The following is a 20229-nucleotide window of genomic DNA, read 5'->3' as shown; positions in this document are numbered from 1 at the left end:
GCTACCAGCGCACCTCCGGAAGCGGCGCGTACAGCATGCGCCCCTCCGCGCCCTGCCCGGTGAGGCCCAGCTTCGCGCCCACGCGGTACACGGCCCGCACCTGCTCCAGCACCTGGGACGACACGGCGGCGTGGCTTCCGGTGGTCTCGTCATCGCTGTTGTCCGCCTCGTGGTTGCCCAGCAGCTCCGACAGCACCTGGCCCGTGGGCCGGGGGCGCGGGAAGACGACGAGGCGGACCGGGGCGCCCTTCTCCAGCTTCGCGGCCTCCCTGGCCAGCTCCAGCGCCTTCGGGTAGCCGCCGAGCGCGTCCACCAGCCCGCGCTCCAGCGCGTCCTCGCCCGTCCACACGCGCCCCTTCGCGACCGCCTGGAGCTTCTCCAGCGGCATGTTCCGCGCCTGGGCGGCGCGGCTGGTGAAGTCCAGGTAGATGGTGTCCAGCTCGGTCTCCAGCTGCGCGCGCTGCTCGGGGGTGAACTCCTGGTCGGAGCTGGCGAAGGTGGCGTTCTTCCCGAAGGCGATGGTGTCGAAGTTCACGCCCAGCTTCGCCCACAGCTCCGACGTGACGAACTTGCCGTTGTACACGCCGATGCTCCCCGTCAGCGTGCCCGGCTGGGCGACGATCTTGTCCCCGGCCATGGCCACGAAGTAGCCGCCGCTGGCCGCGTACGTCCCCATGGAGACGATGACGGGCTTGCCCGCCTCACGCGCGCGCTGCACCTCCCGGCGGATGGTGTCGCTGGCGGAGTAGCTGCCGCCCGGGCTGTCCACGCGGAAGAGGATGGCCTTCACGGACGGGTCCTCCACCGCCTTGCGGAAGGCCGCCGCCACCGTGTCGCCGCCCATCACCTGCCCGCCGGAGAGCGGGTTGGACTGGCTCTTGCCGCGCAGCACTTCACCCACGCCGTAGATGAGCGCGATGCTGGTGCCCGTCTGGTGCGGCCGGCCCGCGCGCTCCAGGTACTTGTCCACGTAGAGGAACTGCGCGCCGTCTCCGGCCTGCTGCTTCAGCTCGTCGTGGATCTCGTCGCGGTAGCGCAGCCCGTCCACCAGCTTCGCGTCCACGGCCGCCTGGCCCATGAAGGGCGCGCGGTCGATGAGCGCGCGCACCTCGTCCTCGGACAGCTTGCGGCCCTCGGCCACGCCCTTCACCACCTGCTGGAAGAGGCTGCCGCCGTAGGCCTCCGTGGCCTCGCGCTGGTGCGGGCCGTAGGACTCGTCGGTGAAGCTGTTGACGGCGTTCTTGAACTCGGCGCGCTTGCCGAACTCCGGCTTCACGCCCAACTTCGCGAAGGCGTCGCGCGCGAAGGGAGTCTCCATCACCAGGCCGGTGAGCCCCACGTCGCCGGAGGGCTGGATGTAGACGGAGTCGAAGGCGCTCGCGAGGTAGTAGGCGCCGGTGCCGTTGCCCGCCTCACCGAAGCCGTCCGCGTAGGCCACCGCCCGCTTGCCCGACGCGCGGAAGGCCTTCACCGCGTCCCGCAGCTCCTGAACCTGCGCCGCGCTGCCCGGCTGCCCGATTCGCACCACCAGCGACTTCACCCGGGGGTCCGTGGCGGCCTTCTCCAGGCCCTCCACCACGTCCCTCAGCGACGTGGGCTCCTCGCCGAAGGCGCCCGCCAGGGACGTGTCCAGCGTGTACTCCGGCAGCGGCTCCTTCAGGTCCAGCTCCAGCACCAGGTTGGACGGCACACCCGGCTTGCTCGATGCCGCGAGCATCAGCAGCCCCACCACACCCACCACGAAGAGGATGGACAGCGCTCCAATGAAGGCCAGCGCGCCAATGAAGAAGCGTTTCATCCGAGAGGACTCCTGGTGCCCAAGTACCCGAGGGGCATTCCCCCATCATCAGGCGGCCTACCATCAACGCGCGCGTCCGACGACGCTTGCGTGCGATGCATTGATGGACGGCGGACGGGGAGGCAGGGCCCGCCCGTCCTGGTGGCCGGTGGGCGGGCCGGCACCCGGGCCCGGGCGAGGGCCGCCGCGGTGCACACCGTCCTTCTTGGAGCCAGGGGAACCAGGGGCCTCTGGCCCCGGGAGGCATGGGATGCAGAAGCGACGGTTGGGCAATTCCGACATGGACCTCACCGCGCTGGGGTTTGGCGCGTGGGCCATTGGAGGGGGCGGCTGGGCGTTCGCCTGGGGCGCGCAGGATGACGCGCAGTCCATTGAAGCCATTCAGCGCGCGTTGGATTCGGGCATCAACTGGGTCGACACGGCGGCGGTGTATGGGTTTGGGCACTCCGAGGACGTGGTGTCCCGGGCGCTGAAGGGCCGGGACAAGCGCCCGTATGTCTTCACCAAGTGCGGGATGGTCTGGGATGAGCAGGGCAAGGTCAGCCGCGGGTTGAGAGCGGACTCGGTGCGCAAGGAGTGTGAGGCGTCCCTGCGCCGGCTGAAGGTGGATGCCATTGATTTGTATCAGGTGCACTGGCCGGTGGAGGACGGGGCGGAGCTTGAAGAGGGATGGACGGCGCTGGCGGAGCTGCAACGGCAGGGCAAGGTGCGCTGGCTGGGTGTGTCCAACTTCAATGTCTCGCAGCTGGAGCGGGTGCGGCGCATTGCTCCGGTGACGTCATTGCAGCCGCCTTATTCGATCATCCACAGTGACATCGAGGACGACCTGCTGCCCTACTGCCAGACGCAGGGCATTGGGGTGATTGTGTATTCACCCATGGCGTCCGGGCTTCTAACGGGGGCAATGACACGCGAACGCATCCTGGCGATGCCAGACGACGACTGGCGCCGCGGCAGCGAGGACTTCCAGGAGCCGAAGCTGTCGCATCACCTGTCGTTGGTGGAGCGCATGCGTGAGGTGGGCGCGCGGCATGGGCGTTCCCCGGCGGAGGTGGCCCTTGCCTGGACGCTGCGGGGGCCGGCCGTCACCGGCGCCATCGTGGGGGCGCGCAGCGCGAAGCAGGTGGAGGGCTTCATCCAGGCGGGGGACTTCCGGCTGACGTCCGAGGAGGTCCGCGAGGTGGAGGAGGTCCTGGGGTCCGGATCCGCGATGGCGCCCGGGGGCATCTACGCCTGAGGGATTTGGAGTGGGGGCTCAGTGCTCCCCTGCTCCGCCCACGGACTGCTCCAGGGCATAGATGCGCTGGTGGTTGGAGGCCTGGGCTTCCGCGAGCTGGTGGATGGCGCGGCCTGCCTGCTCAATCATCCGGCCATGGGTGCTCTTGAGCCCACCGACTTCACGTGTCAGGGCCGAAACCTGCGTGGTGAGGCTGTCCATGTTCTCGCGAAGCGATCCGACCTGCTGGTGAAGCAAGCCCATCTGTTCGTAGAGAGTCCCGGTGTGCTTGAAGAGCACGTTCATGTTCGCGGAAAGCCGCGCGGCCTCCTGGTTGACGGCCAGGATCGCCGCATCCGTCCGCGCGTACTGCTCCTTCGCCTCCCCCTGCATCTCGCGGAACTCATGCAGCAACTGCAGCACCATGTCCCCGCCCATTGTCTTCGCCATTCCGTTCCCTCCCTGGTGACGCGCGAGTCTCCTTCCAACCCATCCTGACATCGGATCCGCGCCAGGATACATGACGACCTGTGAGGTTGGAAGCGCTGGACAGGACCTATGACGGTCCATGGGTGTCCCTGGGTGGACGCCTGCCCGGGGGGTTCGGGTTTCTCGGGATGGGAGGACCCGGTGGAGCGGTTAGAAGTCCCGTGCCTACTCCTTCGCACCCCGAGAACCGCATGACGCGTCGTACCCCGCTCGCCCTGCTGGCTGTCCTGCTCGTGGCGGCCCCGCCCGTGTGGGCCCGGGCCCCGGCTCCCCTTCCGAAACCCGCTGCCTCCTCGACCGCGCGCGCTCAGACGAAGCCGGCCGCCCTGGCTCCCGTCGCGAGCGTCGAGGGCATCACCGAATACCGCCTGCCCAATGGCCTGCGCGTCCTGCTCTTCCCGGACCCCACCAAGGCCACCGTCACCGTCAACGTCACCTACCTCGTGGGCAGCAAGCACGAAGGCTACGGCGAGACGGGCATGGCGCACCTGCTCGAACACCTGATGTTCAAGGGCACGCCCACCACCCCCAACGTGCCCCAGGCCCTCACCGAACGCGGCGCGCGCCCCAACGGCACCACCTGGCTGGACCGCACCAACTACTACGAGACCCTGCCCGCGTCGGACGACAACCTGTCCTGGGCGCTCGCCTTCGAGGCGGACCGCATGGTCCACAGCTTCATCGCGAAGAAGGACCTGGACAGCGAGATGACCGTGGTGCGCAACGAGTTCGAGTCCGGCGAGAACGACCCCCGCGGCATCCTCTTCAAGCGCACCATGAGCGCCGCGTACCGCTGGCACAACTACGGCAAGGCCACCATCGGCGCGAAGGCGGACCTGGAGAACGTGCCCATCGACCGGCTCCAGGCCTTCTACCGGCGCTACTACCGCCCCGACAACGCGACGCTCGTCATCGCCGGCCGCTTCCAGCCGGAGAAGGCCCTGTCGCTCGTGCAGTCCACGTTCGGCAAGCTCCAGAAGCCCGCGGATCCGGTGCCCGTCACGTACACCCAGGAGCCTACCCAGGACGGTGAGCGCGAAATCACGCTGCGCCGCGTGGGCGACAACCAGCTGATCTCCAGCGTCTACCACGTGCCCGAGGGCGCCCACCCCGACTTCGCCGCCATCGACGTGCTCACCCAGGTGCTGGGCGACGTGCCGTCCGGCCGCCTCTACAAGGCGCTCGTGGAGACGAAGAAGGCCTCGCGCGCGGGCGCGTTCAACTTCCAGCTGCGCGACCCGGGCGTCATCGGCTTCAGCACGGAGGCCCGCCAGGATCAGCCCCTGCCCCCCGTGCGTGAGGCGCTGATCAAGACCGTGGAGGAGGCCTCCCGCACGCCCTTCACCGACGAGGAGGTGAACCGCGCGAAGACGGCCCTCGCGAAGCAGACGGAGCTCCTGCTCAACAACTCCGAGCGCGCCGCCATCCTCCTGTCCGAGTGGGCCGCCGTGGGCGACTGGCGCCTGCTCTTCCTGCACCGCGACCGCATCGAGGCCGTCACGCCCGCGGACGTCACCCGCGTGGCCGCCGCGTACCTCAAGAGCTCCAACCGCACCCTGGGCACCTTCGTGCCCACGCCCAAGCCGGACCGCTCGGAGCTGCCGCCCGCGGTGGACGTGGCGAAGATGGTGGACGGCTACCAGGGCAAGGCCGCTGTCGCCCAGGGCGAGGCCTTCGACCCCTCCCCCGCCAACATCGAGTCGCGCGTGCAGCGCGGCGAGCTGGCCAACGGCGTGAAGTACGCGCTGCTGCCCAAGAAGACGCGCGGTGAGATGGTCAACCTGGCGCTGGACCTGCGCTGGGGCACCGCGGAGGCCGTGAACGGCAAGCTGCCCGCTGCCTCCTACGCCGGCGGCATGCTGATGCGCGGCACGAAGAAGCACACCCGCCAGCAGCTCTACGACGCGCTCGACAAGCTCAAGGCCCGCGTGGGCATGGACGGCGGCGCGATGGGCGCCAGCGTCTCCATCGAGTGCCCTCGCGCGAGCCTCCCGGAGGTCCTCAAGCTGGTGGCCGAAGTGCTGCGCGAGCCCGCCTTCGACGCGAAGGAGTTCGCGCTCCTCAAGCAGGAGCGGCTGGCCTCGCTGGAGTCGCAGCGCAGCGAGCCGCAGCCCCAGGGCAGCATCGCGTTCTGGCGCGTGCTGAGCTCGCACTACCCCAAGGGCCACCCGTATTACATCTCCTCGCTGGAGGAGCGCCTGGCCGACGCGAAGGCCGTCACGCTGGAGCAGGCGCGCGACTTCCACCGCCAGTTCTACGGCGCCTCGCGCGGGGAGCTCGCGGTGGTGGGTGACTTCGACGCGAAGGAGATCACCTCGCTCGTGGGCACCCTGCTCGACGGCTGGAAGAGCCCGGTCCCCTACGCGCGCGTGCCTCGCACGTTCCAGGCCGTGGCCCCGAAGTCCGTGGTGCTGGAGACGCCGGACAAGGCCAACGCGTACTTCCTCGCGGGCCAGCTGCTCCAGCTGCGCGACGACCATGCGGACTGGCCCGGCGTGATGATGGGCAACTTCATGCTGGGCGGCGGCTTCCTCAACTCGCGGCTGGCCACGCGCGTGCGCCAGCAGGACGGCCTGTCCTATGGCGTGGGCAGCAGCGTGTCCGTCGAGGAGCTGGACTCGGTGGGCTGGTTCCTCACCTACGCCATCTACGCGCCGCAGAACGCCCAGAAGCTGGAGGCCGCCATGCGCGACGAGGTCACTCGCGCCGTGCAGAAGGGCTTCACGCCGCAGGAGCTGGACAAGGCGCGCGCGGGCCTCCTGGAGTACCGCCAGTCCGCTCGCGCGCAGGACAGCAACCTGGCGCAGCAGCTGGTAGACGGCCTGTACCTGGGGCGCACGCTCGCGTTCGACGCGGCCGTGGAGGCGAAGCTCCAGAAGCTGACCCCCGAGGACGTGCGCAAGGCCCTGTCCAATCACGTGGACTTCAGCAAGGCGACCTTCGTGCGCGCGGGTGACTTCGCGAACGCCGCCAAGCAGCAGGCCCCGGCGCCGGCCAAGGCGACCGCGGCTCCGTAAAGCCGTGTCTGTCATTGGGCATGGGCGCTAGAGTCCGCCCATGCCCGTGCAACTGGTGGAAGGCGACCTGCTGGATCAGCCGGTGGACGCCATCGTCAACGCGTGGAACCGGAACATCATCCCCTGGTGGCTGCTGTTGCCGCAGGGGGTGTCCGGGGCCATCAAGCGCCGGGGCGGTACGGCGCCGTTCCGTGAGCTGGCGCGCGTGGGGCCCATGCCGCTGGGCTCGGCGGTGGTGACCAGGCCGGGGCGCCTGCCCTTCAAGGGCATCATCCACGTCGCGGGCATCAACATGCTCTGGCGTGCTTCCGCGCGGTCCATCCAGGACTCGGTGCGAAACGCGCTGGCGCGGGCCACCGAGCACGGCTTCCGCTCCCTGGCGTTCCCCATCATTGGCGCGGGCTCCGGGAGCTTCAACGAGGACCGCGCGCTGGAGCTGATGCGCGAGGCCCTGGGGGACGCCCCCGATTTCGACGTGCGCGTGGTGCGCTTCCGCCGTTAGACGAGCGCACCTCTTCACACGCGAAGCGAGGGTGACATGATCGACCTGTACACGTGGGGCACGCCGAACGGCTTCAAGGTCTCCGTGGCTCTGGAGGAACTGGCGCTGCCATACACCGTGCACGCGCTGGACATCTCCACCGGCGTGCAGAAGCAGCCCGCGTTCCTGGCCATCAACCCGAATGGCCGCATCCCCGCCATCGTGGACCGCTCGGAGGGCGACTTCGCCGTCTTCGAATCCGGCGCCATCCTCATCTACCTGGCTGAGAAGACGGGCAAGCTGATGCCCACGGACGCGAAGGGCCGCTCGCGAGTCATCCAGTGGCTGATGTTCCAGATGGGCGGCGTGGGCCCCATGCAGGGGCAGGCCAACGTCTTCTTCCGCTACTTCCCGGAGAAGCTTCAGCCCGCCATCGACCGGTACCAGAACGAGACGCGCCGCCTGTACACGGTGCTGGAGAGCCGGCTGAAGGACCACGAGTACCTGGCCGGGGACTACAGCATCGCGGACATCGCGAACTGGGCGTGGGTGCGCTCGCACGAGTGGGCGGGCGTGTCCGTGGACGGGCTGCCGGGCGTGCAGCGGTGGCTGGCCTCCATCGAGAACCGGCCCGCGGCGCAGCGCGGACTGGATGTGCCCACTCCGCGCAAGCAGGAGGACGCACGGACCGCCGCGCAGCGCATCGAGGGCGCTCGCGGGCTCATCCAGCGCTGAAGCGCCCTCCCCTCCCCTGCCCCGTCATGGACCCGGACATCCGTCTCGGGCGTGCGCATGATGGGGCCGTTCAAGGCTCCTGAATCGGGAGCCCGGGGAGTGGATGACATGGAAGTGGTGCGGAGCCTGGGCCGGTGGGCCGGACTGTGTCTGGCATTGGGACTGTGGGGCGCGTGCACGCCGAGCGGCGGCACCGTGCGCGCGTCGCGGGACAACGTGGCGCTGGATGGCTGCGCGCCGGCCACGTGCTCGCAGGCGATGGTGGCCTGTGGCCGGACGCCGGACGGGTGTGGCGGCTTCATCGACTGCGGCGACTGTCAGGCCGGCACGTGCACCGAGGGCCGCTGCGTGGCCCCGCCCGTTCCCGCCGAGCCGAAGAAGGAACCCACCGGCCCCATCAGCACCTGCAGCCCCGGGTGCAAACCCAACGAGTCCTGCGTGGACGACCGCTGCGTCTGCCAGCGCTCGACGTGCGCCTCGCTGGGGCTGAAGTGCGGCACCGCGAACGATGGCTGCGGCGGCGTGGTGCAGTGCGGCGCGTGCGTGCCGGCGTGCCGCCCGGACGAGATGGAGTGCTGCGGCGCGTGCATCCCCAAGTCCGACGGGCGCTGCCCGGAGAACGTGCACTGCCCCAGCCGGTCGAATCCCCTCCCCACCCGCTGACGCCGGGCGGTTTCCGGGCCCGGGTGAAGGGCCCGGCACCGGGAATGTCAGACCCCCCCGCTATACCCTTCCCCGTCGCGCACACGGAGGGTCCGCCGGCCTCGCTGGTTCGAGTCCGAGAGCCCCATGCGCCCTCACCGCATGGGCCGCTTTCCGGCCCCCGTGTGTGCGACGCCATGTGAAGGCACGAGGTCCGGGGGACTCGTGCGGGCAAGGTCCCATGGATGCCATCGCCGTCGAAGGGCCAGAGACGCCACCGGTGTGTCAGGCGCGTCCTTGACGGATCCACGATGACTGGTGCGCGCGAGGCGGGCGGCGTTGTTACCCCTCCCACTGCCCGCCTCGCGTGCTCCCAAACTTGGCCGGGCCATGTCTGTGTTTGGGCCACGGCCCAGGCCGGGGAGGAACCAGCCGGGTGGACGGTGTCCCCAGGGTCGGCTTGCCACGGACGCGCCGGGGCGTGATACCCCCCGGGACGCGATGGAACTCCGATACGACATCGTCGTGGTGGGCCTGGGCCACGCGGGCTGCGAGGCGGCGCTCGCGTGCGCTCGAATGGGCCTGTCCACCCTGGGCGTGACGCTCAAGCGCGAGCGCGCCGCCGTGATGAGCTGCAACCCCGCCGTGGGTGGCACCGCCAAGGGCCACCTGGTGCGTGAGCTGGATGCGCTCGGGGGACAGATGGGGCGCGCGGCGGACCTCGCGGGCACGCACGTCAAGGTCCTCAATCCCTCCAAGGGCCCCGCCGTGCAGGCCACTCGCGTCCTCTGCGACCGCGATGCCTACGCCGCAGGCATGCAGTCCTTCCTCTTCACCCAACCCAACCTCGCCGTGCTCGAAGGCGAAGTGGCCGCCGTCGTCGCGGAGGAGGGGAGGGTGAAGGGCGTGGTGCTGGGGGACGGCACGCACGTACTGGCCCGCGCGGTGCTCCTCACCACCGGCACCTTCCTTCGCGCGCTCATGCACGTGGGCGAGCAGAAGGAGGTCGGCGGCCGTCTGGGAGACGAAGCCGCGCGCGGCCTGTCGGAGTCGCTGCACGCGCTCGGCTTCACACTGGGCCGCTTCAAGACGGGCACGCCCGCGCGCCTGTCCCGGGACAGCATCGACTGGGACGCAGTCACGCCGCAGTCGGGGGACGTGGGCGTGCGGCCGTTCTCCTGGCGCACGCAGGTGGAGCAGGGCCTGCCGTTCCCGCGCCGGCCCTCCGTGATGTGCGGCCTCACCGCGACGACGGAGGCGACGCACCGGCTGCTGCGCGACAACCTGCACCGCTCGCCGCTGTTCCAGGGGGACATCGTGGGGCGAGGGCCCCGGTACTGCCCGTCGCTGGAGGACAAGGTGGTGCGCTTCGCCGCTCGCGAACGGCACCAGGTGTTCCTCGAACCGGAGGGGCCCACGTCGCCGCTCGTGTACCCGGCGGGCCTGTCCACCAGCATGCCCGCGGACGTGCAGCTGGAGTTCCTGCGCACCATCCCCGGCCTGTCCCGCGTGGAGGTGGTCCGCTACGGCTACGCGGTGGAGTACGACTACGCGCCGCCCACGCAGCTGCACCCCACGCTGGAGACGAAGGCCGTCGCGGGCCTGTTCTTCGCGGGCCAGCTCAACGGCACCTCCGGCTACGAGGAGGCCGCCTTCCAGGGCCTGTGGGCCGGCATCCAGGCGGCGCTCCAGGTGAAGGGCGAACCGGCGCTCGTCGTGGGTCGTGATGAAGCGCACGGCGCGGTGCTCGTGGATGACCTGGTGACGAAGGGCGTGGATGAACCGTTCCGCATGTTCACCAGCCGCTCCGAACACCGGCTCAAGCTGCGCGAGGGCAACGCGGACCTGCGGCTCGCGCGTCACGGACATCGCGTGGGGCTCCTGCCGAAGGAGGCCCTGGAGCGCGCGGAGGCCCGGGCCCAGGCGGTGACGGCGGAGGTCGCGCGGCTCAAGCGCTCCGGCCTGGCCATGCGGCTCAAGCGCCCGGAGGTGACGTACGCGCAGCTGGCGCAAGAGCGCGAGGACTTCCCGGCCCTCACCCCCGACGTCGCGGAGGAGGTGGAGGTGGAGGTGAAGTACGAGGGCTACATCGCCCAGGCCGCCCGGGCCGCGGCGCGCGAGGCGGAGGCGTCCGACCGCTGGCGCATCCCCGACACGTTCCGCTTCACGGACGTGCGCGGTCTGGGTACGGAGGCTGTGGAGAAGTTGTCCGCGCACCGGCCCGGGACGGTGGGGCAGGCTCGGCGGATTCCGGGCCTGACGCCCGCCGCGGTGTCCCTGCTCCTGGTCGCGCTCAAGCGGGGGCAGGGGCCGTCAAGTGATCAGGAACAGGGCTGTGGATAACGTGTGGATATTTCTGGGGATGAATTTCTCCTGAATGATTCCAAGGACTTGAAGGGCCCTTCGGGGTGGAGGTGTTGTGGATAACGCGCGGTTCGCAGATCAGCTGGCATCCGGATGCAGTGCGTTGGGAATCACCGTGGGACCGGACGTGGGACCCAAGCTCCAGCGGCTGATGGCGGAGCTCCTGAAGTGGAACGCGAAGGTGAACCTCACGGCCATCACCGCGCCGGAGGAGGTGCTGGAGAAGCACTTCCTGGACTCGCTCGCGGTGCTGCCGGAGGTGAAGGGCGCGACGTCGCTCCTGGACCTGGGCGCGGGCGCGGGCTTCCCCGGGCTGCCGCTCAAGCTGGAGCTGCCGGAGATGGGCGTGACGCTGGTGGACACGGTCGGCAAGAAGATCGCGTTCATCAAGGCCGCCGCCGCCAGCCTGGGCCTCGTCGGCGTGCGCGGACTGCACGCTCGGGCGGAAGGGAAGCCGGAGACGGAAGGGATTCCGCGCGCGCAGGTGCTCATCGCGCGAGCGTTCATGGACCTGCCGGACTGGCTGAACCTGGCGCCCGCGTACGTGGAGGAGGGTGGACGCGTAGTGGCGATGCTGGGCAAGCAGCAGACGGACGCGGAGCTCCAAGCGCGCGCGGCCGAGCGCAACCTGCGCGTGGTGTCCGCTCGGGCGTACCGGCTCCCGTTCTCCGGCGCCGAGCGTCAGGTCGCGGTGTTCTCGAAGCAGTAGGGGAGGGGAGGGCGGGTCGGGCTCCGGCTTCAGTGCGAGCCCATGCCCGCCGCCTGCTGCTGGATCTCCCGGAAGTGCTCCAGCACGTGCTCGAGCGCGTGCTCGGAGACGAAGTCGAGCCCCTGCATGGCACCCGCGGCGGCCGAGGCGGCGCGCTCGAACATGGCCTCCTCGTAGCCCTTCACGGCCCGGCTCCAGTCGGCATCCGCCGCGAGCGCGAGCCCCAGCTCCAGACCATCGAGCATCGCCATGTTCACGCCCTCGCCGGAGAAGGGCGGCATGACGTGGGCCGCGTCCCCGAGCAGCGTCACGCCCGGCCGGTGTGTCCACCGATGGCCCACGGGCAGCGCGACGATGGGGCGCGCGACGATGGTGTCGTTGCACGCGTCGATGAACGCGAGCAGGAACGGCGCCCATCCTGGGAGCAGCGCCTTGAGCTGTTCGCGGGCCCGGGCAGGGGAGGACGTGTCCACGAGCCCCTGCTGGAGCTGTGCCTCGGACACCCGGAACATGAAGTACGCGCGCACGTGGCCGTGGCTGCTGCGCTGGGCGATGAGTCCCTGGTTGTTCCCGATGACGGAGATCTTCCCGCGCGGGAGCAGCTTCGCGACCTCTGGATGCCGTGTGTCCACGTCGTCGATTTGCAGCTCGATGAAGAGCACGCCCGTGAAGGCCGGCGTCGCTGAGGACACGAGCGGACGGATCCTCGACCACGCGCCATCCGCGCCCACCACCAGGTCAAACTCGCCAATCGAACCCGCCGGCCCCACGACGCGGTAGCGCCCGTCGGGGAGCGGCTCCACGGAGGACACCTTGCTTCCCCAGCGGATCCGCTCCGCGGGGAGGCTGTCCAGCAGGAGTGAGCGCAGCTGCGTGCGGTCAATCTCTGGCCGGTCGCCGTCGCTCGCCTCGTTGTGTTGGAAGTGGAGCGTCCCCTGGGCGTCATAGATGGCGTCGCCCTGGTCGTCGTACCGGGCGACGGCCTTGAACTCCGCCTCCAGTCCGGCCTCGCGAAGCGCGCGCAGTCCGGAGTCGCCGTGCAGGTCCAGCGAACCTCCCTGGGGACGGGCGAGCGGGTGCTCATCCAACTCGAACACCGTGGCCGCGATGCCCCGTGTCTCCAGGACCCGCGCCAACGTCAGCCCACCCGGACCACCCCCGATGATTCCCACTGTCTTCGTAATGTGCATAGTGTGCTATGTAAATTGGGATGGGGCCTCATGCAACCCAAAGGGACTCCAGGTGGTGGGACACCAATCGAAGCGAAGTGGGTGCGGGTGGAGCAGCCGACGATGGCGGAGCTGCTGGCGCGCATGGAGCGCGATGGCGTGGTCCAGCGCGAACCCAATCCGGCGGACGCGCGCGGAAGCCTGACGTCGCTCACCTGCACGGCGCGACAGCGATGGCCGGAGGGGAAGGCGGCGCTGATGTCCGTGGAACAGGACGTGATGGCGGGCTTCAGCACGAAGGAGAAGGAGCAACGGGTGAGACTGCTTCAACGCGTGGTGGAGAACCTGAAGCGGTGACGCGGATCCGCGTCACGACGTGAGTGGATCCACGGTCGCTTCAGCGGTGCTCGGATCCATCGCACGGAGAAGCATCAGGGCCTCCCGTCTGAGTCGCACCGCGCGAACTTGTCCGACAGTCGGACAGGTTTGGAGCGCCCCGTCGGGAGGGGAGGGCACCTGGACCGTTCGCCTGAACGTCTGGGGTGGTCACGAACGTTCGCGGACGATGCGTGGAACGCGCGGTTCCGATGCCGCACGCGGATGGTTCGCCTAACGTGCCTCCGCGTGACGGACACCTCCCGCAGCTCCGGGCGCGTCGAACTCGCGCACTTCCTTCGCAGCCGCCGTGAGCGTTTGCATCCGGAGGAGGTGGGACTTCCCGCGGGTTCGCGGCGTCGCACGCCGGGCCTTCGCCGCGAGGAACTGGCGCGGCTCGCCGACGTGGGCGTCAGTTGGTACACGTGGCTGGAGCAGGGGAGGGACATCCACGTCTCCGAACCGCTGCTGGAGCGCCTGGTGGTCGCGCTCCGCCTGACGCCGACGGAACGTCTGCACCTCTTCGCGCTGGCGCACGGCCGGCCCGCGCCCCTGCCCGTGCGCTCTCCGGAGTCGGTCAGCGACGCGCTTCAACGGCTGCTCGATGCGCATCCCTTTCCGGCGCTCGTCTCCACCCGGCGGTGGGACATCATCGCGTGGAACGCGGCGGCGACGATCCTCTACGCGGACCTGGGACTTCCGGCCTCCTCGCCGGAGGAGCGCAACGGCTTGTGGGCGCTGTTCATGAATCCGGACCGGCGCGCGCGCATGCCCTCCTGGGAGGAGGCGGTGCGCCGAGCCGTGGCGGGATTCCGGATGGACGCCGCGAGGGCCGCGGACCGGTCGGAGTTCGACGCGCTGGTGGAGAAGCTCCAGGCCGCGAGCCCGGAGTTCGCGCGCCTCTGGCGTGAGCACGACGTGGTGGAGACCCCCTCCATGTTGAAGGTGCTCATCCTCCCGGAGCTGGGACCCATCGAGTTCGAGAACGTCACGCTCACGTACTCGGAACCCGATGGGCGGGAGCTGCGCGTGTCCTTCTATTCACCGCGTCCCGGTCCCAACCTGGAGCGCGCGCGGAAGCTGTTCCTGCGGACGTAGCGCGGATCCGCGAGCCGCGCGTCACGGGTTGAAGCGAACGCCGGTCCACGACTCGCTCGCGGACCACAACCGGTCGGCCCGCTTCGGATCCACGGCCCAGTCCTTCACGCCGCGCCGGATGGTGGCGTCGGCGGGCGCCATCACGGCGATGTCGACGTTCTCGCAGTAGACGCCGCCCTTGCCCGCGAGCTGGGGGCTGGTCGCGCACCAGACCGTGGTCGCTGCGCCCTGTTCCGGCGTCTTCAGCGGTTCGACCTTGTTGGAGTTCTCGATGGAGGCGCGGACCTCCTCCTCGGACATGGACCGGACCAGCTCCGTGAGGATGCCGCCGGGGTGGACGGCGAACGCGCGCACGCCGTGGGCCTCGCCGCGCGCATCCAGTCCGACAGCGAAGAGGATGTTCGCGGTCTTCGACTGACCGTAGGCGACCCACTTGTCGTAGGGGCGCTGCTGGAAGAAGGGGTCCTCGAAGTCGACGTCGGCGAAGAAGTGGCCGCGCGATGACAGGCACACCACGCGCGCGCCGTTCGCCTGCTTCAGCGCGGGCCAGAGCCGGGCGGTGAGCTGGAAGTGGCCCAGGTGGTTGGTGGCGAATTGGGACTCGAACCCGCGCGCGTCGCGGGTGAGCGGCGAGGCCATGATGCCCGCGTTGTTGATGAGCAGGTGCAGCGGCCGGCCGGACGCGATGAAGCGCGATGCGAACGCATCGATGGACGCCGGGTCGATGAGGTCCAACGGCTCCAACTCCACGCGCTCCAATCCAGCGAGCGCGGCGCGGGCCTTGTCGGGAGTCCGCGCGGGGACGATGACGGTGGCACCCGCGGCGTGGAGCGTGCGGGTGGTCTCCAGTCCGATGCCCGCGTAGCCGCCGGTCACGATGGCGACAGTGCCATCGAGCCGGGTGTTGCCCAGCGCCTCGCGTGCGGTGGTGGTCGCGCTGAAGCCGGAGTTCAGGGGCTGCTGTTTCGTGGTCATGGGCACAGGGTGCAGGCCCGAGGTCCGCGCGAAAAGAGCGTCAATTCATCCTATGTCTGGCACCACCCGGATGCGGATCCGGGAAGGGGAGGGCAGCGCATGGACGCGGTGAAGCTGCGGGTCGCGAGGCCGACACGGGACCTGGATGCGGTGGTGCGCTTCTACCGGGACGGGTTGGGCTTCGAGGTGCTCGGAGGATTCGAAGACCATGCCGGGTTCGACGGCGTGATGCTGGGACATGCGGGTGCGCCGTATCACCTGGAGTTCACGGTGGAGCGCGGACACGAAGCGCCGCGAGCTCCGTCCGAAGACCACCTCCTGGTGTTCTACGTGCCGGACCCGGAAGCGTGGGCAGCGCGAGTCCACCGCATGGAGACCGCGGGCTTCGCGCCGGTGCCATCACGCAATCCGTACTGGGACGCGAACGGAAGGACCTTCGAGGATCCGGACGGCTACCGCGTCGTGCTTCAGCAAGCCGCCTGGTCACGCTGAACGGCGAAGCGCGGCGGCGCATGTTCCACGTGGAACGTCCAAGGCGGAGTCGCCCGGATGCGTTCGCGGGTCATGAGGCTCCGCGTTCCACGTGGAACACGTGCGCGAGTTCAGCCGCGTGATGAATCGAAGTTCGGGACCGTCGCCGTGAAACGCGGCATCGGTCTGAGCCACGGAGCTCCATGCGGATGAAACGCATGCCCGAAGTTGTGGCGCGAAAGCGCATGCGGACCGGACTCCCTGCCGCGGCGTTGGGAGGCCTCCTGTTCCACGTGGAACGTCTGAAGCGGAGTCGCTCGGAGGCGTTCGTTGCTCATGAGGCTCCGCGTTCCACGTGGAACATGTTCACGGCGAGAGGCTCGAAGCGGAACGCGGACGCACGTGATGCCCATGTTCCACGTGGAACACGCGCTGCCTGAAGGTCCCGCGGATGGACCCGAAGGTCGATGCGGTTGAGTCCTGGCTGAGCATCACAAGAAGCCGCGTGAAAGCCCGCTCACGAAGGACCGGACTCACGTCGTTGTTCGCGCATGGGCATGCACGTGGGCCCGCGTCGCGCCGCGGCTTCGGGTCCAGGCATCCGCATGCGCGGGGCTTTGAGGTCATGAGCCTCCGCCCACCACCGGATCCGATGCGTGATGGGCTGCGCTGAAAGAGATGAAGCGATGGAGGCACGGGCTGAGTGGCCGACCGGTGTTCCACGTGGAACACGGCCGGCCTCCGGTCCGCGTGTGGAGGCGCTGACGAACAAGCGTTGAAGCGGCACGCGGTTGTTCGTTGTGTCGGTTAACCGTGGCTGACCTGAAGCGCTTGATGGGGAGAAGGGGAGGGGAGCCGGCGCTCATGCGGCTTCGCATGTTCCACGTGGAACACGCTCCAAGAAGGGGCTCCCCTGGTTGCTCGGACTGCGGCCGTCAGCGTGAGGGACAGCGCATCGGACGTGCTGTTGGGTGATGAGGAAGGGAGCGCATGAACGGCTCCGCATCAGGCGCGCATCACGGCGGTGCGCGGACCCTTGGGTGCCGGATCCGGACAGGCATCCATGCGCTGATTCATGGATGGCGGATGCGAAGCGCGGTGGATGAAAGGGAGCCCCAGGCTGGTTGCTCCTTCCCCAACCACGGCTCGAATCGCGCGTGCCGGAAGTGGTTCAGACACTTCCACTTCGCGGCCTCCATGACGTGTTCCACGTGGAACGTCCCGGCATGGATGCGGCGCTTGAAGTGAGCAACGCGCTCAACGAGCAGTAGTGGGTTCAGTGCGTGGAGGAGCGCATGAGGGACGGCGTGTTCCACGTGGAACGTCCCGTTGGATCCACTGCCTTGAGGCGCCGTGTTCATGAACAGCGCGGGACCGGTCGTCGCCTGCACGTGTTCGCGGATGCGTGAGCGTGTTCCACGTGGAACCTCATGGGGGATGCAGTCCCTGCCGGAAGCACGGTCCGCATGAAGCGCTGAAGGTTCTTCCGCAGCGCAGGCGCGTGACGGCTCGCGCGTGTTCCACGTGGAACGGCCCGCGTGGATCCACTGCCCGAGCATGGTCAGACCCCTGCGGCTTCTGGACCGAGCTTCCACCTGCCCGTGTTCGCGGATGCGTGAGCGTGTTCCACGTGGAACGTCCCGCGTGGGAACCAACAGGCCGGGCAGAAGGGGTTCACGTCAGATGCTGGACCGAGGCTCGCCGCATGCGCGCGAGATGGCGTGAGCGTGTTCCACGTGGAACGAGCCGCACGGGCCTGTCGCTTTGAGGTGGCGCCGTTGTCCGTGATGGATGCCGGGCCTTCCTTCGCGCATGTGCTCGCGACCGCATGCGCGTGTTCCACGTGGAACGGGCTGGCCTGTGTTGGGCCGTGGCTTGGAACCGTCGTTGTCCGCGCCAGAAGCCGGACCTCCTTTCGCGCCGTCTGTTCGAAACGGCGTGGCGTGGTCCGCCTGAAGCAGCGGCGCTGGACCGCGGACTCGGGCTGATGGGGTCCACGCGAGATGCCGCGCTCCGCATCGTGTGCTCGCCACCGCGTGAGCGTGTTCCACGTGGAACCTGCCGGCGCAGGCGCGCGGCCTTTGGGTTGGCGCGGTCCGCGAAACGCGAAGGACCGTTCTTCCGCATGGCGGCGCTCGCATCCGCGGGCGGTCGTTCATGCCGAGCGACTCGTCTTCAAGGCACCGCTCGATTCGCGCGGGGTTCGTGAGAAGCGGCAGTCCGGTCCGTTCGCGTCGCGCCGCTCACTCCACGGATGCGGCTACGGAAACGCCTGGCGTGGCGGCTTCGATGGGCGTGGTTCGCGAAAAGCGGAGGGAGCGTTCTTTCGCGGCGTGGTGCTCGCAACGGCATGGCGCGTGTTCCACGTGGAACGGCTGGCGGTCGTGGCTGGGACCACCGCATCCCATGGACTCGTCACCGGATGGGGCTCGGCCGGGAACCCGGTGCCTCGACACATGTCGCGTGACGCGCTCCCCATCAAGCGCGGCTCCAGGTCCGAAGCCGGCGACGTGTGGCCGGTGGTGCCGGTGCCTCCGATGACGGTTCGCTGTGGAGGTCCGTGGGCCGCATCGCCCGGTCGACGCCACGAACCCAGGCATCGCATCCACGGTCCGCGTGCATGCCAGACCGATGATGGACGCCGTGCTTCGCGGCGGTTCGTGCATCCCATGCGGTGCGCCGCACGAACCGCCAACTCACGACCCGAGGCCGACATGGCGGAGCAGTTGGCGCCGATGCGCGTTCCACGTGAAACGACCGTCGCGGCCGGCATGAAGTGGCGGCGGTCTTGGGATGGCGGCACTGCGCATGGCGGCTCGGTTCCGCGAAGGCGCCTGGCGGAACGTCGCATCCGGCTGACGCGTCGAACCGGATGCCATCCGGCGCGCACCGCGAACCGCGTGGCGTTCACGGGTCCCATCCATGAACGTGGCCCGGACGCTCATCAGGCCCGGCACCCACGGCGCTCCATGTGCTCCGCGGAGGTGGACCTCGCGCGGAGGGCATCACCCGGATGGCTGGGGCGTGTCGGCCGCGCATGAGCATCGACCCCGGTTCAGCGGCGAGCTTGAGAAGGCCTCGCGGCCAGGGACTGACCACGACACCTCCGCCCGCGCGAACGCCCACCGTGGTTCAACGGCGCGCTCGCGCTGCGTCCACGCCACCGCGAATCCGGAACCCACGACCCGAAGTCGCCGGACCAGAACGCGGACTCGCGCGGCGACCTCAGCTCAGAACCGGCGCCCACTCCGCCGCGCCCAAACGTGAACTCGAACCGGACGCCGTGCCCGAACGCGTGAACCGAATCGCCGCACCAGTTCGCGCGAAATCCACCCGCCGCACGGACCCACGAAGCCCCGACCCGTTCCACGCGAAACGCCGGACCCGCGAACCGCGTGAAGCCGCCACCACGAACTCGCCGCGCGCGACCCCCTGAAAAACCCAACACCCTTCCGCCCCGCACGGAATCGGCCTCCCGAAAGCAGCCGAGCAGGCACACGCAGCCACCCCCATCCGCGCGAATTCCCACCATCCACGGGCCCCCGAGCGAGGGACCGGGCAGGGCTCCCATCCCACCTTGGATGGGAAATTGATCCGTCCTCGAACCCCGTGCTAGCTGCCTGATCAGGCTCCGATTCGCGCGCACGTCCGCGCGAACCGCGGGCGGGGCTCTGGCGTCAGCCGGGGCGAGAGAGGATGGGCCACGTGGGTCGTATCATCTGCATCTCCAACCAGAAGGGCGGCGTGGGTAAGACCACCACCGCCATCAACCTCGCAGCGAGCCTCGCCTCCGCGGAGCGCCGCACCCTGCTGGTGGACATGGACCCCCAGGGCAACGCCGGCAGCGGCCTGGGCCTCAAGCGCGAGAACCTCACCGGCACCGTCTACGACGCACTCCTCGGCGGCCGTCCCGCTTCGGAACTGATCCACCCCACCGAGCTGCGCTTCCTCCAGGTCATCCCCGCCACGCCCGACCTCACCGGCGCGGAAGTCGAACTCGTCAACCAGGAGCGCCGCGAGTTCCGCCTTCGCGAAGCCCTGCTGCCGCTCAAGGACAAGTACGACTACATCATCATCGACTGTCCGCCCTCGCTCGGCCTGCTCACGCTCAACGCGCTGGTGACCGCGGACTCCGTCCTCATCCCGCTCCAGTGCGAGTACTACGCGCTGGAAGGTCTGTCCCAGCTCACGCACACCATCGACCTGGTCAAGCAGGGGCTCAACCCCTCGCTGAAGATGGAGGGCATCCTCCTGACCATGTTCGACGCGCGCGCCAACATCGCCCACCAGGTCGTGGACGAGGTGCGCGGCTACTTCAAGGACCAGGTCTTCCAGGCCGTCGTGCCGCGCAACGTGCGCCTGTCCGAGTGCCCGTCCTTCGGCAAGCCGATCATCCTGTACGACATCAAGTCCAAGGGCTGCGAGAGCTACCTGGCCCTGGGCCGCGAGCTGATGCGCCGGGACTCCCCCAAGCCGTCCAAGCGCCGGGTCGCCTGACCGGCCGCCTCCTTAATAGAGCGATGTGAATGGTGGGACCGGGTGCCCGGTTCGCCGTGAAGCACTCAAGGCCCATGCGCGCCGGCCCCTCGCCGGCGCGGGAGTTCCCAACCGCCGTGCAGAAGAACGCAGACACCCAGAAGCGCGCCCTGGGCCGGGGCCTGTCCGCCCTCATCCCCCAGGCCGCCCCCGC

At 69.3% G+C, this 20229-nt stretch carries 15 protein-coding genes; 11 read left to right on the top strand and 4 right to left on the bottom strand.

The genetic code is table 11. The features are described 5' to 3' along the window. Position 1 precedes the first annotated feature (1 nt). The gene (gene sppA, locus D7Y21_RS10200) at positions 2–1798 is read right to left on the bottom strand and encodes a signal peptide peptidase SppA (RefSeq protein WP_121712840.1); all 1797 of its coding nucleotides are present in this window, start codon (positions 1796–1798) and stop codon (positions 2–4) included. Between the two features lie 250 nt (positions 1799–2048). Between sppA and D7Y21_RS10195 the strand changes: the two genes are divergently transcribed. Beyond that, the gene (locus D7Y21_RS10195) at positions 2049–3035 is read left to right on the top strand and encodes an aldo/keto reductase (protein WP_121712838.1); all 987 of its coding nucleotides are present in this window, start codon (positions 2049–2051) and stop codon (positions 3033–3035) included. Between the two features lie 18 nt (positions 3036–3053). Here D7Y21_RS10195 and D7Y21_RS10190 read toward each other — a convergent pair whose 3' ends face one another. Continuing rightward, positions 3054–3464 (bottom strand): hypothetical protein, encoded by a 411-nt coding sequence (locus D7Y21_RS10190; protein WP_121712836.1) that lies wholly within the window; start codon positions 3462–3464, stop codon positions 3054–3056. Positions 3465–3694: 230 nt separating this feature from the next. Here D7Y21_RS10190 and D7Y21_RS10185 point away from each other — a divergent pair, with 230 nt between their 5' ends. From D7Y21_RS10185 to rsmG, 6 genes are all read left to right on the top strand, one after another. Continuing rightward, positions 3695–6520 carry a pitrilysin family protein gene (locus D7Y21_RS10185; RefSeq protein ID WP_199735392.1) on the top strand — a complete coding sequence of 942 codons (2826 nt, stop codon included), beginning with the start codon at positions 3695–3697 and terminating at the stop codon, positions 6518–6520. A 40-nt stretch (positions 6521–6560) separates the two neighbouring features. Beyond that, positions 6561–7022 (top strand): macro domain-containing protein, encoded by a 462-nt coding sequence (locus D7Y21_RS10180; protein ID WP_121712832.1) that lies wholly within the window; start codon positions 6561–6563, stop codon positions 7020–7022. Between the two features lie 36 nt (positions 7023–7058). Beyond that, positions 7059–7736: a glutathione S-transferase family protein gene (locus tag D7Y21_RS10175; RefSeq protein WP_120564652.1), complete on the top strand. Its 678-nt coding sequence runs from the start codon at positions 7059–7061 to the stop codon at positions 7734–7736. Between the two features lie 108 nt (positions 7737–7844). After that, positions 7845–8399 (top strand): hypothetical protein, encoded by a 555-nt coding sequence (locus tag D7Y21_RS10170; protein WP_147469247.1) that lies wholly within the window; start codon positions 7845–7847, stop codon positions 8397–8399. Positions 8400–8879: 480 nt separating this feature from the next. Next, on the top strand, positions 8880–10721 hold the full coding sequence (mnmG, locus tag D7Y21_RS10165; protein WP_121712828.1) for a tRNA uridine-5-carboxymethylaminomethyl(34) synthesis enzyme MnmG: 1842 nt from the start codon (positions 8880–8882) through the stop codon (positions 10719–10721). Positions 10722–10797: 76 nt separating this feature from the next. Continuing rightward, positions 10798–11451 carry a 16S rRNA (guanine(527)-N(7))-methyltransferase RsmG gene (gene rsmG / locus D7Y21_RS10160; RefSeq protein WP_121712826.1) on the top strand — a complete coding sequence of 218 codons (654 nt, stop codon included), beginning with the start codon at positions 10798–10800 and terminating at the stop codon, positions 11449–11451. A gap of 29 nt (positions 11452–11480) precedes the next feature. Here rsmG and D7Y21_RS10155 read toward each other — a convergent pair whose 3' ends face one another. Then, positions 11481–12641, bottom strand: coding sequence for an NAD(P)/FAD-dependent oxidoreductase (locus D7Y21_RS10155; protein ID WP_121712824.1), 1161 nt, complete (start codon positions 12639–12641; stop codon positions 11481–11483). A gap of 30 nt (positions 12642–12671) precedes the next feature. Between D7Y21_RS10155 and D7Y21_RS10150 the strand changes: the two genes are divergently transcribed. Beyond that, entirely contained in the window at positions 12672–12977 is a 306-nt protein-coding gene (locus tag D7Y21_RS10150; protein WP_147469246.1) for a MarR family winged helix-turn-helix transcriptional regulator, read from the top strand. A 267-nt stretch (positions 12978–13244) separates the two neighbouring features. Then, positions 13245–14093: a helix-turn-helix transcriptional regulator gene (locus tag D7Y21_RS10145; protein WP_233612044.1), complete on the top strand. Its 849-nt coding sequence runs from the start codon at positions 13245–13247 to the stop codon at positions 14091–14093. A 21-nt stretch (positions 14094–14114) separates the two neighbouring features. On the opposite strand, the gene D7Y21_RS10140 is transcribed toward D7Y21_RS10145, so the two are convergent. Beyond that, positions 14115–15068: an oxidoreductase gene (locus tag D7Y21_RS10140; RefSeq protein WP_121712900.1), complete on the bottom strand. Its 954-nt coding sequence runs from the start codon at positions 15066–15068 to the stop codon at positions 14115–14117. Positions 15069–15167: 99 nt separating this feature from the next. Here D7Y21_RS10140 and D7Y21_RS10135 point away from each other — a divergent pair, with 99 nt between their 5' ends. Further along, positions 15168–15560 carry a VOC family protein gene (locus D7Y21_RS10135; protein WP_120564645.1) on the top strand — a complete coding sequence of 131 codons (393 nt, stop codon included), beginning with the start codon at positions 15168–15170 and terminating at the stop codon, positions 15558–15560. A gap of 3684 nt (positions 15561–19244) precedes the next feature. After that, positions 19245–20036 carry a ParA family protein gene (locus D7Y21_RS10125; protein ID WP_120564782.1) on the top strand — a complete coding sequence of 264 codons (792 nt, stop codon included), beginning with the start codon at positions 19245–19247 and terminating at the stop codon, positions 20034–20036. Positions 20037–20229 lie beyond the last annotated feature (193 nt).

Source organism: Corallococcus sp. AB045, assembly GCF_003668895.1.
GTDB lineage: Bacteria > Myxococcota > Myxococcia > Myxococcales > Myxococcaceae > Corallococcus > Corallococcus coralloides.
Note: the sequence above shows the minus strand (reverse complement) of the source record. Positions and strands in the feature narration are given on the sequence as shown.